Source organism: Brevibacterium spongiae (assembly GCF_026168515.1).
GTDB lineage: Bacteria > Actinomycetota > Actinomycetes > Actinomycetales > Brevibacteriaceae > Brevibacterium > Brevibacterium spongiae.
On record NZ_CP093443.1, the window covers coordinates 1,101,904 to 1,118,645 of the forward strand.

Here is a 16,742-nt window from a genome sequence, read left to right on the forward strand (position 1 = left end):
GAAATCTGGAGATTTCCGGCCGCTGATGTCGAGAACACTCGTCCGGCTGCGTCCCAGACATGTCAGCAAGCACAACCCGTGCGAGCGACACGAGACAAGGAGACACAATGGCCGAGTACCTCATGCTCAAGCACTACCGGATGCCGGAGCAGTACATGGACTACACCCCGATGGACGAATGGTCCCCCGAGGAGGTCGACGCGCACATCGCGTATATGAACGACTTCGCGAACAAGCTCAAGGAGACCGGCGAATTCGTCGACTCGCAGGCGCTCTCACCCGAGGGCACGTTCGTCCAGTCGGGCGGATCGGGCAAGCCGCCGGTCACCGACGGTCCCTTCCCCGAGACGAAGGACCTCATCGCCGGTTGGATGGTCATCGACGTCGAGACTTACGATCGCGCCCTCGAACTCGCCGGAGAGCTCTCGGCGGCGCCCGGCAAGGGCGGGGAGCCGATCAACGAATGGCTCGAACTGCGGCCCTTCCTCGACCACGCACCCTGCGTGGACGAGTGATCACAGGGACACGAACGGAGTCCGCGATGTCCGATCCGGATCCCTTCGCCGAGGCGGAGCTGCGTGACCTCGTCCCCGCAGTGATCGGCATCCTCGTCAGCCGCGGAGCAGACTTCGCGACCGCCGAGGATGCCGTTCAGGACGCCCTCATCGAGGCCCTGCGGACGTGGCCGACCGACCCGCCCCGTGACCGACGGGGATGGCTGGTGACCGTGGCCTGGAGGAAATTCCTCGATGCGATCCGCTCAGCAGGGTCCCGCACCAGACGCGAGGAACGGGTCATGGCCTCAGGCCTCGCAGCACCCGCCGCCTCTGCCGAGCCCGGGGCCGAAGAAGTCCCGAACACCGATGACACACTCGACCTCTACTTCCTCTGCGCGCACCCGGACCTCAGCGCATCCTCGGCGGTGGCGCTGACCCTGCGGGCCGTCGGCGGTCTGACAACGAAGCAGATCGCCGACGCTTATATGGTGCCCGAGTCGACGATGGCCCAACGCATCAGCCGGGCCAAGAACACGATCGCAGGCTCGCGGCTCAACCGGCCAGGCGAGCTGTCCGCAGTGCTCGCCACCCTCTACCTCGTGTTCAACGAAGGCCATACGGGAGACGTCGATCTCGTCGCCGAAGCGATCCGCCTGGCCCGGACGCTGCGAACGATGACGAACTCGGCCGAGGTCGACGGACTTCTCGCCCTCATGCTCCTCCACCACGCCCGCCGCGATGCACGGTTCGACGCGGACGGGAGGCTCATCACTCTGGCCGATCAGGATCGCACGCTGTGGGACCGGCGGCTCATCGCCGAAGGCATCGGGATCCTCCAGGCCGCGCTCGCCTGCGACGAACTCGGGTCGTATCAGGCGCAGGCGGCGATCGCAGCCCTGCACGCCGACGCCCAGCACGTCGACGACACCGACTGGGTGCAGATCGTCGGCTGGTACGACGAACTGCTGGGCCTGCGCGACACCCCGATCATCCGCCTCAACAGGGCAGTGGCCATCGGGGAGGCCGACGGACCCGCCGCCGGCCTGGCCGAACTGCAGCGCATCGACGAGTCGCTGCCCCGCTACTTCGCCGTCGAAGCCCACCTGCGCGACCGTGCCGGAGAGACGAAGAGGGCAGCGGACCTCTATTCGAAGGCCGCCGAACTCGCGGGAAGCGTGGCCGAACGCGACCACCTCACCCGGCAGGCGGCACGTGCCCGGGCAGGGCGGAAGCCGCCGAACTGACGGCAGCCGACTATCATCGAAGGGAGCCCTCAGCTCATCCTCCCTGACCAGCGATCCCGTCACCGGGGTCCGTTCCCGAGTCCGAAAGGGGCCGAATCCGCTTGAGCCGTGTGCAGGAGTTCTTCCGCATCCCACCAGGCGAACGCGACCATATCCCCGCGTTCCGCATCGCCCTCGGTGTCGCCATCCCACTCCTCGTGCTGCTCGGAATCGACCGTCTCGACCTCGCCGTCTACGCCGCCTTCGGGGCCTTCACCGGCATCTACGCACGCTTCGAATCCCCACGCTCGCGGACCCGACGCCAGTCGATCGCGGCCGCAGTCCTCGTCGTCTGCGTGGGCATCGGGGCCCTGCTCGGCGCCCTCGGCGCCTCGGTCTGGACACTCGTCGTCGTCACCTCGCTGGTGTCCGGCATCGGTGCGGCCATCGCACTGCGCTTCCGGCTCAAACCCGGCGGATCGATCTTCTTCATCTTCGCCACCGGAGCCGTCGGATCCATCCCGAGCGGCGCCTCGGTGCCGGTGGCGATGGGGGTCGCTGCCGCCTCGGCGCTGGTATGCATCGGTCTCGGAGCGTTCGCCCACTTCGCCGGGGAACGGATGCCCGAGGGCAAGGAGACCTACGTGCGGGTGGGACTGTCGCCGGCGGGCAAGGCCGAACTCGCCGCCCACGCCACCCGCTTCACGATCGCCCCGCTCATCGCCGGAATCCTCGGCACCCTGCTCATCGACGTGCTGCCGCTGCTGTCCCACAGCTACTGGGCGATGGTCGCGGCGGTCGCCCCGATCACCCCGCCGGGACGTTCGGCCCGCCTCAAGCGCGGCGTCCACCGCGTGGTCGGAACCCTGCTGGGCGTGATCGTCACCGCGTTCCTGCTGTCGTTCCCCACCGAGGCTTGGCAGCTCGTCGTCTGGGTGATCCTGCTGCAGTTCCTCGCCGAGATCTTCGTGTTGCGCAACTATTCGGTGGCCCTGCTCTTCATCACCCCGCTGGCTCTGCTCATGACCCAGATCGGCAACCCCCACCCGGTCGCGGAGCTGCTGGCCTCCCGCGCCATCGAAACCGTCATCGGCGCGATGGTCGGCATGCTCGTCGTCATCGTCGGCTTCAGCAGGGAGAAGCAGTCGCGCGCCCGACTCGAGGACTCACCGCATGCCGATGACGATGACTGACATGCCGATGATGACTGACCGGACCGAGAGGACATCATGACCACCAGCACCGAGGTGCTTTCCACCCTGGCTTCACTCGAGGACGAGAAGATCCGGGCCGTCAACCTCCGCCACGGCGACGACCACGCGGTCAACCTCACGAAGCTGCGAGCGGTGGCGAAGGAACTGAAGAAGAACGACGAACTCGCCGCAGACCTGTGGGAGAGCGGCGACACCGCCGCGCGCCTTGTCGCGATCCTCATCATGCGGCCTAAGGCCTGGAGTCAGGACCAGCTCGACGAGATGCTGCGCGAGGCCGAGGTGCCGAAGGTCCACGGCTGGCTGGTCAACTACATCGTCAAGAAATCACCCCACGCCGAGGCGCTGCGCCAGGCCTGGATGGATGATCCCGATCCGGTCGTCGCCTCCGCCGGATGGGCGCTGACCGCCGAGCGCGTCAACCGCAGTCCGGCGGGACTCGACCTGCCCGGTCTGCTGGATGTGATCGAAGCCGAGATGGTCCAGGCTCCCGAACGACTGCAATGGGCGATGAACGAGACCCTGTCGTATATCGGCATCGAGAACCCGGACCTGCGGGATCGGGCCATCGACATCGGGGAGCGCCTCGGCGTGCTCCGCGACTATCCGACCTCGCCCGGGTGCACTTCTCCCTTCGCCCCGACCTGGATCACCGAGATCGTGGCCCGCAGGGCCGGGCGGTGAGAATCAGGCGATCGGCGCTGCAGGCGATTCGACCCTCAGCCAGTCCGTGCTGAGAGCGGTGAGGAAATCGGCGGCATCGAAGGCTTCGCCGGGAGCCAGAGCACCCGCACCGGTGTGACGACCGCCGATGAGGCGGACGGCAGCCTCGACCACCAGAGGCGCGGTCACGTGGTAGATATCGTGTCCCGACACGCGAGTGCCGCGGTGGCGACCAGCGCGTTCGAGGCGAACGTCGACAGTGAAGTTCTGCGCGGATCGGCCGTACTCGTCGATACTCGGCGGGGTTCCGGTGTTCGGGTCGCCGATATCGATCAGTGCCGCCTCGGAGAGGAGATTGTCGATCCGGTGAGCGTGCAGATGCTTCGACATCGCGATCATCTCGCTGAAGGGCTGTTCGCGCACCACCTGCTGCCCGATCGGTTCGGGGAAATTCCAAACGCGTCGACCTGGCTCCTCCGGAACGGGCACCAGGCGGGAGTCTGAGACCCGCAGCCGGGTGGCCGTATTCCGCGCTCCCGTGATCCGAGTGCCCGGCGTCGGCCACCACCGGTCGAGGCCGATCGCAACAGTGACCGCATCGAGGTTCTCCCACTCACCGGCAACTGCCGTGACGAGCAGGTCTGCCAGCCCGCCGTAGAACGACATCGCCGGCACGACCGCCGTGTCGGTGATTCGACCGCTCGAGCCGAAGGCCTCATAGAGTGACTGCACCGACCCCTGCTCGGCCGAGACATCGAGGTAATGGGCGCCTGCACGGACCGCAGCGGAGGCCAATGGCAGGGACGTGTCGAGGAAGGGTCCTGCGGCGTTGATGACGACGGCGGTCCCCGACGCTGCTGCATCGAGTTCGGGTGCCGAGTCGATGCTCGCGACCCGAACCTCGAGTCCGGGGAAGTCGGCGGCCACGGCGGCGAGGGCGATCGGATTGCGGCCCGAGGCGATCGGATGCAGACCGCGCCTGAGCGCCTCGGCGATGATGAAACGACCGGTGTGACCATAGGCTCCATAGACGAGCACTGCTGAGTTGTTCTCCATGACTCAAGCTCATCACCGCCCGGATTCACGCGCCAGAGGACTATCCGACACCCTGCGTACAATTTCAGACATGCATACCGTCGGGCTGGCCCTGCACCGAGACTCCATGCTCTTTGAGACAGCGATCGCCGCCGAGGTCTTCGGCACTGACCGGTCCGAGCTCTCACCCCGCGGTGAGTGGTATGACCTCATCGTGTGCACCCCGAGCGGTGAGGGTGCGGACTGGCTGCCACAGGGCAGGAGCGGAGGGTTCGCGGCTCTGCTCGACGCGGATTCGATCGTCGTGCCCTCGACGACCGTGCTCGACGGAGAACCGGAACCGGAGCTGCTCGAGGTACTCAGAGAGGCTGCGGAGAAGAGGATCAGGATCGCGGGCCTGTGCACCGGGTCGTTCGTCCTCGCCGCTGCGGGTCTCCTCGACGGCCGTCCGGCCACCACTCACTGGATGCATACGGCGGAACTCTCCCGTCTCCACCCGGCCGTAGATGTGCGTGACAATGTCCTCTACGTCGATGACGGTGCGATACTCACCTCCGCGGGGAAGACTGCGGCCCTCGACCTGTGCCTCCATCTGGTCCGCCTCGATCACGGGGCGGCGGCCGCGAATGCCCTGGCCCGGTCCCTTGTCGTAGCCTCGCATCGTCCCGGAGGTCAGAAGCAGTTCGTCATCTCCCCGGCCGATCCGGTGATCGACGACAGCCTCGGAGCAGCTCTCGACTGGGCCAGGGGTCACCTCGACGAGCCGCTGACAGTCGACGACCTGGCCCGCCGAGCCGCGGTGAGCTCTCGTCAGTTGGCCCGCAGAATGCTCGCCGAGGTGGGGGTGGCTCCGCTGCGGTGGCTGCACAATCAGCGGATCCTCCGGGCTCAGGATCTGCTGGAGCGCACCGATGCCGCCGTGGAGATCATCGCCGCACGCTGTGGGATGGGCACCGCAGCGACACTGCGTCGGCATTTCCGAAATGAGCTGGGTGTGAGCCCCACCGCCTATCGCAATGCGTTCCTGCGCCCCGAGGCCCCGCCGATCAGTCGCTGAAGTCGGCCGGGTGGCGGGTGTGGAAGTCTGTGACCTGCTGGAACGCGTGGCCGGCGGCCAGGACCGCGGGTTCGGCGAAATCACCGCCGACGAACTGGGCGGCCAGGGGAGTGCCGCGGTCGGTGAATCCGGCGGGCAGCGTGATCGAAGGCATCCCGCAGCTGTCGATCGGGGCCGTCGGCACGGTCACCGCCGCGAACAGTTCAGGGTCGGACCCGAGGTCGGCCATCTGTGCGATCGTCGGTGAGGCGACGCCGATTCCCGGCAGCAGGAGCAGATCGATATCGGCCATGAGGGCTCGCATCTCGCCGGTGAATGCTCGCCTGGATTCGAGCAGCCGGTGGTAGTCGACGGCGGACAGTCCGCGGCCGATCTCGATGAGGCCGGACAGGTCGGGGCCGAACTCTGCCGCGCGCGCAGGATAGGTCTCGGAGTGGACGCCTGCGGTTTCGATGCCGCACAGCGCAGTCCATTCCTGCGCTGCCGCCTCGAGGTCGGGAGTCTCGACATCGAGCACTCTCCACCCCAGGCCGATGATCGTGGCGATGGTGTCGTCGAGCATGGCGTACGTGGCGCCGTCGAAGTGAGTCTCGGCGAGTCTCCGGTCGAAGCCGACGACCGGGGCGCGATCGGGGTTCAGGCGCTGCGGATAGTCGGGCACCGGTTCGAGTGAGGACGTGGGGTCGGCGGGATCGCGGCCGGCGATGGCCTGCAGGACGATCGCGGCATCGCGGGCACTGCGGGTCATCGGTCCGATGTGGTCGAGGCTGGGAGCGAGCCCGAAGATGCCGTAGCGGGAGACGCGGCCCCAGGTCGGTTTGAGGCCCGTGACGCCGTTGGCCGACGACGGCAGGCGGATTGACCCGCCGGTGTCCGAGCCCAGAGAGGCGAAGCAGAGGCCGGCCGCCGTGGCCACACCCGAACCGGAGGATGACACTCCTGACCAGGTGTCGGCGTCCCAGGGGTTGACCGGAGTCAGCAGGTCCGGGTGGTGGCCGGTGAAGGCACCTTCGGTCAGGCGCAGTTTGCCGAGGATGACGGCTCCGGCAGTCCGCAGTCGGGCGACGACGGTGGCATCGAAGTCGGGTCGGAAATCCGCGTAGATCGTCGTGCCCGCCCCGGTCGGAGCGTCGTGGGTGTTCGCGAGGTCTTTGACGGCGATGGGAACGCCGTGCAGGTCACCGAGCCAGTGTCCGCGGGCCAGCAGGGCATCGGCGCGGTCGGCCTCGGCGAGGGCGGAGTCCGCCATGATCGTGGCATAGGCCTGCAGACGGGGTTCGCATCGGTCGATGCGCTCGAGCATCGCCTCGGTGACCTCGCGTGAGGACAGCTGCCGGGTCCGGATGAGAGCCGAGACCTCGTGCAGTTCAAGGAACGGGATCTCGGAGTTCGTCAGTGTGGTCATCGTGCCTCCTTGCAACGGTTTCCATTACCCTAACCGATCTGCTCACCAGGGAGAATACCTGCCCGAAGTCAGCTTCCGGCGAGTTCCCGGAGCGCCTGGACGTGCGCGTCCAGCCGTGTCCGTCCGTCACCGCTGATCGAGACCCAGGTGCGGGGGCGTTTGCCCACATACCCCTTCTTGACCGTGACCATTCCGGCCTTCTCCAACGCGGTGATGTGCCGGGAGAGCACGGAATCGGAGACGCCGAGGCTGTCGCGCAGCAGTTTGAACTCTGCCTTGTCCCGATTCTTCAGGCTCGAGACGATGCCCAGTCTGGTGGGGTTGTTGAGTTCCGGTTCGAGTCGTGTCAGAGAGTCGCCGAGGTGGGGGATCGTCTCGGGGTCGTCGCCGGAGTGCGGGTCGTTGTGTTCGGTCGTTCTCGCAGTCATCGTCGTTTTCCTTCCATCGGGTTCCTGCTGGTGTGGGGCGGTCGGCGGAGCCGCGTCGCCTCAGCGGCGCAGGGCCAGCAGTGAGAAGATCGGGGCCGCGACCCACAGCAGCCCGGCGGCGATGAACGGCACCGGACCGGAGGGCGCGAACGAGTCGGCCATGACTCCGGCGACGAAGGCTGCGATGAGGACACCCAGCCAGGTCAGCAGCAGGGCCGTGGAGCGGCGGCTCCAGGCCAGCGCCTTGATGAGGTAGACGACCAGGGCCGGGACGATCCAGCTGAGTCCGACGCCGGCGATGACCAGCTGGGTGGTGTTGTCGTCGATGATCCCGATCGCCACGAGTCCGACGGATAGTCCGGCAGAGAGGACGAAGAGCAGTGTGACGAGCGGCCACGCGTCTCCGCTGCGAGCCTGTGACTGGTGCGCGTCGACCTGGTTGAGGAGGTCGGCGGCCTGCTGTGGGGTGGGGTCGTGTCCATCTCAGCTCCTGTGCTCGGGGCGGCAACCGTTGAGTCGATACCGCCTGTGGAGGTATTCCACAGTACCAATTACTTTCCATAATGGAAAGTATTTTCGTAAAGAACTTCTCATTTGCTACGTGACGGCGCCCCAGCAACCTCGCGCCGGGTTGCTGGGGCGCCGTCACGTAGCAATTAGGGGATGGAGGCGGCGACCGTGGCTGCGAGCTCCGTGGCTTTCTCGAGGTGGTCGTCGGTGACTGCGCCGGTGAAGATGAGCGGGTCGAAGGCGAGTTTCCAGCCCAGACCGGTCGTGATCTGCTTCATCGCGGTCTCGGCCCCGGTCGTGTCGTAGCCGCCGTGGATCCAGTAGGAGAACGGCCGGCCGGCGGTCGGTTCGCGCACCGCGTCATAGGTGGTGTCGAAGAAGTGTTTGAGGGCACCGGAGATGTAGCCGAAGTTCGCGGTCGTCCCGAGAACATAGGCGTCGGCGGCGAGCACATCCTCGACGCTGGCCTCCAGCGCCGGTCGGATGGTGACGTCGATGTCGCCGAGCTCGGGCATGCGCAGCCCGGACTCGGCCGCCTCGGCGATCTGCGCGGTGGCGGCGGACGGCGAATGATGAACGAGCAGAATGCTGACCATGTGCTCACCCTAGCCCGGCGACTGACACACGTCAGCACCCATGTCTAAGGTGGAGCCATGGCAGTCATCTTCGACCCCCTGCGCGGGCGGCAGCGTCCCGCCGCAAGCCACCCCGACGAGGAGATCATCGATGTCCTCGCCGGCCGCTATTGCGACGCCGACTGGGCGGTGCTCACCGGGGCGGGCATGAGCACGGACTCCGGGGTCCCGGACTACCGCGGCCCGGATTCGCCGCCGCGGAACCCGATGACGATCCAGACGTTTCTCTCCCATCCCGACCAGCGCGCCCGGTACTGGGCGCGTTCCTGGGTCGGGTGGCCGCGGATGCGCGGGTCGCGTCCGAACCCGGGGCACCTGGCGCTGGCGGAGCTGTCCGTGGCCGGGATCGTCACCCAGAACGTCGACGGATTGCACCAGGCCGCCGCCGAGGCGGTCGCCGCGAGCCGTGCCGAGCGCGGAGACGAGCGGCCGCTCAGTCCCGTCATCGACCTTCACGGAAGTCTCGATCGGGTCATCTGCCTGGACAACGGGCACCAGCTCGACCGCGACTGGCTGCAGCGGAGACTGAGCGAACTCAACCCGGATTTCGTGCACGCCACCGGCATCGACCCCATCGATGTGGAGACAGCTCCAGACGGCGACGTCGAACTCGAGGACACCGCAGGCTTCGTCGTCGCCGACTGTCCCGAATGCGGCGGCATGCTCAAACCCGATGTCGTCTACTTCGGCGAATCGGTGCCGCCTGAGCGGCTGCAGAAGGCGAACGGGATCTGCGAGAGTGCCGCAGGCATCGTCGTGCTCGGCTCCTCACTCGCGGTGCTCTCGGGCCTGCGGTTCGTACGGACCGCGGCGAAGGAGGGCAAGCCCGTCGTCATCGTCACCGACGGACCCACCCGCGGTGATGAGCTCGCCGACTTTCGGTCGATCTCCCGAGTCGCCGACTTCGTCTCCGCGTGGGCATCCAGGTGAGTCCAACCTGTCCAGGTGATGCCAACCCATCCAGGTGATGCCAACCCATCCAGGTGAGTCCAAGCTGGGGATGGAAGACTGGCGGATATGAGAGACAATCTGGCCCGCGCCGAACGACTGCGACTCGTCGACTCCGCCCGCCGAGCAGGCGAGGACGCGCCCACTCTGTGTGAGGGGTGGAACGTCAGAGACCTGGCCACCCACCTCATCATCCGCGAACGTCACCCGTCTGCCGCACTCGGCAATTTCGTGTCGAAGCTCGAACCCAGGAGGGATTCGACGGTGGCCGACTACGCGCAGATGCCTTTCGCGCAGCTGCTCGGCCTCGTCGCCGCCCCGCCGAAGTGGACGCCGGGGGCCCTGCCGGGAATCGAACCCGTGATGAACACGATGGAGTTCGTCGTCCACCATGAGGACATCCGCCGGGCAGCGATCGAATGGATCCCACGCAGGCTCTCCCAGGCGGAGAACTCAACCATCTGGGCACAGACGAAGGTCGCGCTCCTGCCCTTCGCCGCCAAGGCGAAGGGGCCGGTGACGATCACAGCACCGGGCTTCGGCTCCCGGACTGTCGGAAAGAAGCGATCGGGGGAGGCGGCGACGATCACCGGGGCACCGCTCGAGCTGCTTCTCTACCTCATGGGACGAGAGGACCATGCACTCGTCGACGTGCGCTGAGGTCGTCTGGTGCTGAAGCGCTCATGAGCTCAGTGTCGGGAAAACCCCCGTCGGGTCGGGGGATTGGTCCCTGTCGGCAGGCGGTGAGGTCTTCTTAGGCTGGTGTCGACACCAGATACAGAGGAGACAACACCCATGAACGCAGCCCCCACCCCGACTCCCGATCAGTTCGACCGTCCCTCCGCCGGAGGATACGGCCACCCGTCCACGGGACCCTACGAAGCACCCTACGGAGCGTCGCACGAAGCACCGCAGAGCTACCCGAATCAGAACCAGCCGGTCTATGTCCAGCGTGCCGAGGAGGACCCGGGCAAGGTGCTCGGCATCATCTCTCTCGTGGCCACCTTGTCGACCTTCGTCGGCTTCAACTTCATCGGCCCCGTCATCGGCATCATCACCGGTCACATCGCGCGTAAGCGTTCACAGGAATCCGGCCTCGGTGACAACGAGATGGGCAAATGGGGCTTCATCCTAGGCATCGTCTTCCTCGGACTCCTCGTCCTCGGATGGGTGCTCGGAATCTCCGTCGGCCTCGTCGGCGGACTGGCCAGCCTCATGGCCGGCTGAGGCCGTCACTCACGTCCCGACTCATCACCGCAGAAGGCCGGCCCGCAGGGGCCGGCCTTCTCGTCATGGGCAGCAGCAGTCGCCGCCGGCTGCAGAGATCGCCGGCTGCAATGGACGCCGGTCGCAACCGACATCGTCAAGAGCCGTCGTCGTCAGTAGCCGACCCAGGCTCCGCGTTCCTGGTCGAGGACCCGCGGGTGCAGCAGCGTCGAGGCTTCGACCTTGCCGACCGAGGAGCGGTCGCGGTCGGGCGGAAATGTCGTCGAGGCGGCGAGCACCTCGGCGGTGGCGAACTTCAACCCCACCGGCGCGTCACCGGGCACGGTCACCTCAGGGCCCTCACCGCCGAGGTCGGCGAGGAAATATCCCCAATCCCCGAAGCTCGGAACGTCGACGTGATACGGCGTGGTCGCCAGACCTGCCTCGGCCACGGCCTGCCCGATGCCCCAGTACGCCTCGGGGGCGAAGTACGGTGACCCGGCCTGGACGACGAGGCGTGCCTCCGGTGACATCACCTGCCGGATGAGCCCGTAGAACTCGATGCTGTAGAGCTTCGACGTCGCCACATCATCGGGGTCGGGCAGATCGGCGATGACCGCGTCGTACGCGGAGTGCTTGGCCTCGCGCAGCCAGGTGAAGGCATCGGCGGCGATGGTGTGCACGCGCGGATCGTCGAGGGAATCCGAGTTGAAGTCCGTGAAATGCGCCGAGTTCTTCGCCAGTTCGAGGACCGCCGGATCGAGGTCGACGAGCGTGATGGCATCGACGTCGGGGTACTTGAGGATCTCCCGCACCGCCAGGCCGTCACCGCCGCCGAGGACGAGGACGTTGCCTCGCGGACCGTTCATCAGCGGGTGGACGAGACTCTCGTGGTACCGGTACTCATCGGCCGAGGCGAACTGCAGGTCACCGTTGAGGTAGAGCCTGGTGTCACCGGTCTTCTTCGCTTCGGTGAGCACGATCTCCTGATAGTCCGAACGCTGCGAATACACGATCGGGTCCCGATAGAGACGCTGCCTGGTCGTGACCTCAATGTCATCGGTAAAGATCCACACGACGGTAAGGCCGCCGAGGATGACGACCAGCAGGGCCGCGAGAGTGACCTGGGCGGTGCGGGTGAGTTCGGTGCGGAAGAGCCAGAGGACGATGAGGATGCCCACGAGCGCATTCGTCATCCCCACCGCCAGCGCACCGCGCGGCAGTCCCAGCAGCGGCAGCAGGAGGAACGGGAACGCGAGTCCGCCGACGAGTCCGCCCACATAGTCAGCGGCGAAGAGGTCGGCGACGGCGCTCGAGGCCTTCTGCGCCCGGATGCGTTGGACGAGCTCCATGAGCAGCGGGATCTCCGCACCGATGAGGGCGCCGATGACGAAGGCCAGGGCGACCATGGCGACGGTGTAGACGTCGGCGAAGGCGAACGCGAGGTAGAGCAGGATGACGGAGAGTCCGCCGACGATGCCCAGGGCCGCCTCGATGAGGGCGAAGGAGACGGCGGCGAACCCGGTCAGACGCTTCGTTGCCAGCGATCCGATGCCCATGGCGAACACCATGACTGCCAAGACGATGGAGGCTTGGACGATGGTGTCGCCGAGCAGATAGGAGCCCAGGGCCACGAGCGCGAGCTCGTAGACCATTCCGCAGCTGGCACAGATGAAGACGGCGAGGAGGACGAAGAACCGGGCCGGGCCCGGTTTCATCGGCAGAGCGATCGGACGTGCCGCCTCGGTAGAACTCAAAGGAGAGCTGCGGCCATGATGCCGGCGATCCCCAGGTGGGCGGTGGCATTGACCCAGACCTCGGGGTGCAGCTGCGAGGAATTGATGATCTCGCCGGTCTTGCCCGGAGTGAGCAGACCGATGAGCAGGAAGCTCACACCCATGAGGACGATGCCGACGATGCCGAAGACGAGGGTGGACAGGATCCCTGCGGCAAGGTCATCGGAGCTCGCCCGGATGGCGGCGATGACGATGATCGCCACCCCGGCAAGGTCGGAGGCGACGAGGACCGCGGCGTTGCGCGACTTCTGCTCCCACAGGATGACATGGAGCTTGCCCGGTGTGAGCAGATCGACGACGAAGTAGCCGATGACCATGAGCAGGAGGCCGCAGCCCGCATAGGAGAGTACGACTCCGGTCTCGTAGAGGAGGTAACTGAGGAGCATGACTGCCTTTCGCTGTGCCTATTTTCCGGTGCCTGGCCCGCCGCCGCGGAACCCTGAGCCGTCGCCGTAGTTCGATCCGCCGCCGGTGAAGAACGGGAGGAAGAAGAATCCACCGCCGCCTCCGGAGCGGGAGGTGTCGCAGCCGACGTAGTCATAGCTGCTGCCGTTCTTCTCGTAGTCGCCCTTGCCCGGATTCGAAACGTACTGGCCGTTGTTGAGGTCGTAGTCACCGCAGTTCGCCTCTGCGGACGACCCGCAGCCGCGGAAGACGTTGCCGAGGACGATGAGGACTATGACGATTGTGATGATCGTTCCGCAGCCGATGCGGCGCGGCTTCCTACCCGAGCCGCCCGAGTTGGGGCCGCCGGGGCCGCCGGGTCGCTGCGGGCCGCGGTTCTCTCTGTCGAAGTCGAACGAGCCTCCGCCCATCGAGACGTTCGGTCCCTGGCTCATGCCGACCACCGCAATTCGCTGCTGCTGTGCACGATCTCCTCATGCTGCGGATAGCAGTGCCAGGACTGCCAGCCGATCCGCCCGGGCTCGGAGTTCGTGAGCGCGAGCGCGGTCAGTGCTCCCGGCTGTCCGGGGAAGGCGACAGAGAGGTGGCCGTCAGCGGTGACGGCGCGGTCAGCACAGGTGGCGAGCACCTCGGCGGCGGCGCCCGGGAAATCCCCGGGCACCTGTGTTCGGGTCGCGGTGAAGCGATGCTGGGTGAACCCGGCCCACCGTCCGTGACGGACCGATTCCCGTCCCCAATCCGGGCGGGCCGGTGACGCATCGCGGGCATCCTCACCGAGGCAGGCGAAGGTCTCGATGAATGCGTCGCTGCCCGCCGCGGTGACGATCGCCTGGTGGGAAGAGCCGATGATGGTCAGTTCGAGTGCGAGGGGCTCCGGCGCCTCGGTGCGGGTGGGCACGTCGATGATGCGCGTGGCCAGCGGGGCGATCCGGTCGTGGGCGAGGCTGAAACGCAGCGCCTCGGCGCTGGTGTCGGTGAAGGCGACGTCGAGGGGGCGGGGGAGGGTGAACATCAGCTTCCGGAGTAGATGGTGAAGGAACCGGTCGGGATCGTCTCGCCGGTGCTCACTTCCCAGCGTCCGTGGTCGAAGCGTTCGAAGGCGAGGAGGCGGCCGTCACCGGATTCGTAGTCGACATAGTCGACCCCGCCCTTCTCGTTGAGTCCCGTGGTGCCTTCGGACCGGTAGGAGGCGGTGCCGTGCTCGACGAGATCGAAGTCGGTGCCGTCGATGGTGATCGTCCGGGCCTTCGGTTCGATGTCGAGCTCGGGCCGGTCGCGCCAGCGGGAGATCTGCACATCGGGGTCGCGTTCGACGGTCAGCCACATGCGGGTCGCCGAGGCATCGGCCTGGAAGAAGTGCTCGGCCCAGTCGTAGCCGCCCTCGGAGATGCGCAGGGTGCCGCGGACGAAGAACTTCTCATTGCCGAATTCGAGGAGGTCGCCTGCCTTGATCGACTCGGGGTCCCCGCCGGTGTTCTGATCAGCGGCGAAGGGGTCCCGCGGGGCCGCCGGTGTGCTGTTCTGCTCCTGGCTGCGAGTCTTCTTCGCGCGGGAGCGGATGACGATCACCGTCACGAGGACGACGATGATGAAGACGAGGACGGCGATGAGGAGTTCTGAAGGCACAGCGGTCAGCTTCGATTCGGTGGCCGGACGGGTCACATCCCACTGTAATCGACTCAGCGTGAATCGACTCAGCGCTGGTCGACTCGACGCTCATCGATTCGACGCGAATCGATTCGACGCGAATCGACTCGACCTTCCAGGGCGGTCATCGTATCGACGACCTCGAAGCCGAGATCCCGGTTGAGGGCGAGCATCGGGCCGTTGTTCGTCGCCGTGTACGTCTGCACCCATCTCGCCGAGGCGGTCGCCTCCACGGCCGGCAGCTGCCGGAGGTTCGCGACCTTGAGGGCCCGTCCGATACCCCGGCCCCGATAGGTGCGGTCGACGAGCGTGTCCTCCTGGATGACGATCTGCGGGTCGTCGACCGAAACCATGATCTCCGTATAGCCGACGGCGAGGTCGCCGACATGCGCCATCGAACTGACCAGGACCCACCCCTGCTCGTCCATCCGCTCTTCGTGGCTGCGGATGGCGGCGGTGCCGGCATGGCTGACGACGCGGGTGAGGTCGCCCAAGGGCACGTCTTCGTCCATCTGCTCCCGCAGCCGGGTCCAGTCCTCGAGGATGTCCTCCGGACAGCCTCCGATCCAGGACGTGACCGAGAAGTCCGGGTCCTCCTTGACCACCGGCACCGTCGTCGAGGCCCCGGAGTCCTTGTACCGGTTCGCATCGGCGTCGAGATAGGCGGGCAGGTCGAGCAGCAGCCGGTGCTCTTCATTGCCGATGCGCATGCCCCGCGATCGGGCGAAAGCGACGCCGGCGGCGCAGTATGTTTCGGTCTGCACGATCGCCGAGGTCCGGTCACGGTCGGTCAGGATCTGCTCGACCGCCTCGGCGAGGGCCGCGCCGCAGCCGCGGCGACGGTGGTCCGGCAGGACACCGAGTTCGACATCGGCGGGGGAGTCGACGGTGAGGTTGACCTCGGCACCGCAGATCGCCTCATCGCCGAGGCGGCCGATGAGCGCGATGTCCTCCTTGCCGGTGCGCGGGGTTGCGAACTGAGTCAGCGTGGCCTCGGGACTGCGCCACCACGTCGCCGTGCGATCGGCGGTATAGGCGGTGCGCATGACCTCGTTCCACGCCAGCAGATCGTGCTCATCGGCGGGATCGATGCGTGTGATCCGAATCTCGGTCATGGATCGAGTCGATCACGGGCGGACGGGCTTTTCAAGGAACCAGGCTCGGGTTTTCACGCAACTGGGCGGGGTTGTCACCGGCGCGGGTCGTGCGGGTCCTCACCGTCGTCGGGGTTCTCCGGGGTGTGCGGGTCGTCCTTGGGCAGGCGGGAGCCGATGTGCGCTCCGGGCTTCGTCATCACCCGATAGACGAGGAGCGCACCGCAGCTGAAGACGATGATGATGCAGAAGGTGAGGAAGATGACCGCACCGAGTCCGGTCTGCATCAGCGAGCCAGCCGACGACGGTCGAAGTAGTTCGCGAAGCGGGCCTTGAACGAGCCCATGCCGATCGATCCGCCCACCCGGATGATGGGCTTGCGGCCGGTCGGGACAGCGTTGACCACGGACTTCACGCTGCCCCAGCTCTTCGAGAGTTCGTCGACGTTGACGGCCCAGTCCTCGGGGATGACGACGGTGACCGAGCCCATGCCGGCAACGATCTCGACCTCGATGGTCTGCAGATCCGTGTCGACCTCGAGGAAGTTGAGTTCGATGCTCGACATCGACGGCTCGCAGCGGATAAATGGCGGCACTGCCCATTTGGCGCGGCGGACCTCGGACTCCCACCCGGCCTTGATGACGAGCGGGTCGAAGCGGTCATGACCCATGATCGCCTGGCCGCGCCCGCTCGCCGGAGCAATCGCCGAGGTGGGGCGGAAGCGATCGGACGGCAGTTCCGTGACGAGGTCGCCCAGCACCTCGTCGAGGTCGATGGGGAACTTCGCGGCCTGGACCTTCTCCATGCGTTCGTCGAGTTCGTCGACGGTGATCCGTCCGTCCCCGGCGGCCTCGCGCAGGACTTCGATCGCGTCGTCGCGCTCTCTGTGTCCGATGCGGAAGGTCTTCGCGGGGTCGTTCTCGTGCGAACTGGGGTCGGGGAGGGTCATATTCTCTATCGTGCCTGATCGGGTGACGGGCGA

Annotated in this window: 21 protein-coding genes; 8 read left to right on the plus strand and 13 right to left on the minus strand. The window is 66.7% G+C overall.

All coding sequences use genetic code 11. The features are described 5' to 3' along the window. Positions 1 to 107: 107 nt before the first annotated feature. The 4 genes from L1F31_RS04850 to L1F31_RS04865 all read left to right on the plus strand — a co-directional run bounded on the left by L1F31_RS04850 (position 108) and on the right by L1F31_RS04865 (position 3,615). On the plus strand, positions 108 to 515 hold the full coding sequence (locus L1F31_RS04850) for a YciI family protein (RefSeq protein ID WP_265419545.1): 408 nt from the start codon (positions 108 to 110) through the stop codon (positions 513 to 515). Between the two features lie 26 nt (positions 516 to 541). Further along, a complete protein-coding gene (locus L1F31_RS04855) occupies positions 542 to 1,741 on the plus strand; it encodes an RNA polymerase sigma factor (RefSeq protein ID WP_265419546.1) in 1,200 nt (399 codons plus the stop codon). 110 nt (positions 1,742 to 1,851) lie between these two features. After that, positions 1,852 to 2,913, plus strand: coding sequence for an FUSC family protein (locus tag L1F31_RS04860; protein ID WP_265420393.1), 1,062 nt, complete (start codon positions 1,852 to 1,854; stop codon positions 2,911 to 2,913). Positions 2,914 to 2,949: 36 nt separating this feature from the next. Next, complete coding sequence (locus L1F31_RS04865; RefSeq protein WP_265419547.1) at positions 2,950 to 3,615, plus strand: DNA alkylation repair protein; 666 nt, start codon at positions 2,950 to 2,952, stop codon at positions 3,613 to 3,615. 3 nt (positions 3,616 to 3,618) lie between these two features. On the opposite strand, the gene L1F31_RS04870 is transcribed toward L1F31_RS04865, so the two are convergent. Beyond that, positions 3,619 to 4,650, minus strand: a complete 1,032-nt coding sequence (locus L1F31_RS04870; protein WP_265419548.1) for a saccharopine dehydrogenase family protein — start codon at positions 4,648 to 4,650, stop codon at positions 3,619 to 3,621. A 70-nt stretch (positions 4,651 to 4,720) separates the two neighbouring features. On the opposite strand from L1F31_RS04870, the gene L1F31_RS04875 reads away from it, so the two are divergent. After that, on the plus strand, positions 4,721 to 5,686 hold the full coding sequence (locus L1F31_RS04875; protein ID WP_265419549.1) for a GlxA family transcriptional regulator: 966 nt from the start codon (positions 4,721 to 4,723) through the stop codon (positions 5,684 to 5,686). Here the strand turns inward: L1F31_RS04875 and L1F31_RS04880 are convergent. The 4 genes from L1F31_RS04880 to L1F31_RS04895 form a co-directional block, all read right to left on the minus strand. After that, positions 5,676 to 7,091 (minus strand): amidase, encoded by a 1,416-nt coding sequence (locus L1F31_RS04880; RefSeq protein WP_265419550.1) that lies wholly within the window; start codon positions 7,089 to 7,091, stop codon positions 5,676 to 5,678. The genes L1F31_RS04875 and L1F31_RS04880 overlap by 11 nt on opposite strands. 68 nt (positions 7,092 to 7,159) lie before the next feature. Further along, complete coding sequence (locus L1F31_RS04885) at positions 7,160 to 7,519, minus strand: winged helix-turn-helix domain-containing protein (protein ID WP_265419551.1); 360 nt, start codon at positions 7,517 to 7,519, stop codon at positions 7,160 to 7,162. Positions 7,520 to 7,579: 60 nt separating this feature from the next. Beyond that, complete coding sequence (locus L1F31_RS04890) at positions 7,580 to 7,861, minus strand: hypothetical protein (protein WP_265419552.1); 282 nt, start codon at positions 7,859 to 7,861, stop codon at positions 7,580 to 7,582. A gap of 314 nt (positions 7,862 to 8,175) precedes the next feature. Continuing rightward, positions 8,176 to 8,625, minus strand: a complete 450-nt coding sequence (locus L1F31_RS04895; protein WP_265419553.1) for a flavodoxin family protein — start codon at positions 8,623 to 8,625, stop codon at positions 8,176 to 8,178. Between the two features lie 57 nt (positions 8,626 to 8,682). On the opposite strand from L1F31_RS04895, the gene L1F31_RS04900 reads away from it, so the two are divergent. The 3 genes from L1F31_RS04900 (at position 8,683) to L1F31_RS04910 (ending at position 10,839) form a co-directional block, all read left to right on the plus strand. Further along, entirely contained in the window at positions 8,683 to 9,594 is a 912-nt protein-coding gene (locus L1F31_RS04900) for a Sir2 family NAD-dependent protein deacetylase (RefSeq protein WP_265419554.1), read from the plus strand. 87 nt (positions 9,595 to 9,681) lie between these two features. Next, entirely contained in the window at positions 9,682 to 10,272 is a 591-nt protein-coding gene (locus L1F31_RS04905; protein ID WP_265419555.1) for a TIGR03085 family metal-binding protein, read from the plus strand. A 135-nt stretch (positions 10,273 to 10,407) separates the two neighbouring features. Next, positions 10,408 to 10,839, plus strand: coding sequence for a DUF4190 domain-containing protein (locus L1F31_RS04910; protein ID WP_265419556.1), 432 nt, complete (start codon positions 10,408 to 10,410; stop codon positions 10,837 to 10,839). A gap of 152 nt (positions 10,840 to 10,991) precedes the next feature. On the opposite strand, the gene L1F31_RS04915 is transcribed toward L1F31_RS04910, so the two are convergent. The 8 genes from L1F31_RS04915 to L1F31_RS04950 all read right to left on the minus strand — a co-directional run bounded on the left by L1F31_RS04915 (position 10,992) and on the right by L1F31_RS04950 (position 16,709). Next, positions 10,992 to 12,536, minus strand: a complete 1,545-nt coding sequence (locus tag L1F31_RS04915; protein ID WP_265419557.1) for a polyamine aminopropyltransferase — start codon at positions 12,534 to 12,536, stop codon at positions 10,992 to 10,994. A 35-nt stretch (positions 12,537 to 12,571) separates the two neighbouring features. Then, complete coding sequence (locus L1F31_RS04920) at positions 12,572 to 13,000, minus strand: DUF350 domain-containing protein (protein WP_265419558.1); 429 nt, start codon at positions 12,998 to 13,000, stop codon at positions 12,572 to 12,574. 18 nt (positions 13,001 to 13,018) lie between these two features. Next, a complete protein-coding gene (locus tag L1F31_RS04925) occupies positions 13,019 to 13,453 on the minus strand; it encodes a hypothetical protein (protein ID WP_265419559.1) in 435 nt (144 codons plus the stop codon). Then, positions 13,450 to 14,031, minus strand: a complete 582-nt coding sequence (locus L1F31_RS04930; RefSeq protein ID WP_265419560.1) for a DUF2617 family protein — start codon at positions 14,029 to 14,031, stop codon at positions 13,450 to 13,452. The genes L1F31_RS04925 and L1F31_RS04930 overlap by 4 nt, the downstream gene beginning before the upstream one ends. Further along, a complete protein-coding gene (locus tag L1F31_RS04935) occupies positions 14,031 to 14,681 on the minus strand; it encodes a DUF4178 domain-containing protein (protein WP_265419561.1) in 651 nt (216 codons plus the stop codon). Before L1F31_RS04935 ends, L1F31_RS04930 begins: the two co-directional genes overlap by 1 nt. A 32-nt stretch (positions 14,682 to 14,713) precedes the next feature. Then, a complete protein-coding gene (locus L1F31_RS04940; RefSeq protein ID WP_265419562.1) occupies positions 14,714 to 15,781 on the minus strand; it encodes an N-acetyltransferase in 1,068 nt (355 codons plus the stop codon). A 74-nt stretch (positions 15,782 to 15,855) separates the two neighbouring features. Beyond that, a complete protein-coding gene (locus L1F31_RS04945; RefSeq protein WP_265419563.1) occupies positions 15,856 to 16,047 on the minus strand; it encodes a hypothetical protein in 192 nt (63 codons plus the stop codon). Further along, positions 16,047 to 16,709 carry a DUF1707 SHOCT-like domain-containing protein gene (locus tag L1F31_RS04950; RefSeq protein WP_265419564.1) on the minus strand — a complete coding sequence of 221 codons (663 nt, stop codon included), beginning with the start codon at positions 16,707 to 16,709 and terminating at the stop codon, positions 16,047 to 16,049. Before L1F31_RS04950 ends, L1F31_RS04945 begins: the two co-directional genes overlap by 1 nt. Between the last annotated feature and the right edge of the window lie 33 nt (positions 16,710 to 16,742).

Coding starts and splice junctions, on each gene's coding strand:
- L1F31_RS04915 (WP_265419557.1), bottom strand. CDS start 12,536: ATGAAACCGGGCCCGGCCCGGTTCTTCGTCCTCCTCGCCGTCTTCATC.
- L1F31_RS04940 (WP_265419562.1), bottom strand. CDS start 15,781: ATGACCGAGATTCGGATCACACGCATCGATCCCGCCGATGAGCACGAT.
- L1F31_RS04910 (WP_265419556.1), top strand. CDS start 10,408: ATGAACGCAGCCCCCACCCCGACTCCCGATCAGTTCGACCGTCCCTCC.
- L1F31_RS04875 (WP_265419549.1), top strand. CDS start 4,721: ATGCATACCGTCGGGCTGGCCCTGCACCGAGACTCCATGCTCTTTGAG.
- L1F31_RS04880 (WP_265419550.1), bottom strand. CDS start 7,091: ATGACCACACTGACGAACTCCGAGATCCCGTTCCTTGAACTGCACGAG.
- L1F31_RS04945 (WP_265419563.1), bottom strand. CDS start 16,047: ATGCAGACCGGACTCGGTGCGGTCATCTTCCTCACCTTCTGCATCATC.
- L1F31_RS04900 (WP_265419554.1), top strand. CDS start 8,683: ATGGCAGTCATCTTCGACCCCCTGCGCGGGCGGCAGCGTCCCGCCGCA.
- L1F31_RS04925 (WP_265419559.1), bottom strand. CDS start 13,453: ATGAGCCAGGGACCGAACGTCTCGATGGGCGGAGGCTCGTTCGACTTC.
- L1F31_RS04850 (WP_265419545.1), top strand. CDS start 108: ATGGCCGAGTACCTCATGCTCAAGCACTACCGGATGCCGGAGCAGTAC.
- L1F31_RS04885 (WP_265419551.1), bottom strand. CDS start 7,519: ATGACTGCGAGAACGACCGAACACAACGACCCGCACTCCGGCGACGAC.
- L1F31_RS04930 (WP_265419560.1), bottom strand. CDS start 14,031: ATGTTCACCCTCCCCCGCCCCCTCGACGTCGCCTTCACCGACACCAGC.
- L1F31_RS04950 (WP_265419564.1), bottom strand. CDS start 16,709: ATGACCCTCCCCGACCCCAGTTCGCACGAGAACGACCCCGCGAAGACC.
- L1F31_RS04855 (WP_265419546.1), top strand. CDS start 542: ATGTCCGATCCGGATCCCTTCGCCGAGGCGGAGCTGCGTGACCTCGTC.
- L1F31_RS04870 (WP_265419548.1), bottom strand. CDS start 4,650: ATGGAGAACAACTCAGCAGTGCTCGTCTATGGAGCCTATGGTCACACC.
- L1F31_RS04895 (WP_265419553.1), bottom strand. CDS start 8,625: ATGGTCAGCATTCTGCTCGTTCATCATTCGCCGTCCGCCGCCACCGCG.
- L1F31_RS04905 (WP_265419555.1), top strand. CDS start 9,682: ATGAGAGACAATCTGGCCCGCGCCGAACGACTGCGACTCGTCGACTCC.
- L1F31_RS04920 (WP_265419558.1), bottom strand. CDS start 13,000: ATGCTCCTCAGTTACCTCCTCTACGAGACCGGAGTCGTACTCTCCTAT.
- L1F31_RS04865 (WP_265419547.1), top strand. CDS start 2,950: ATGACCACCAGCACCGAGGTGCTTTCCACCCTGGCTTCACTCGAGGAC.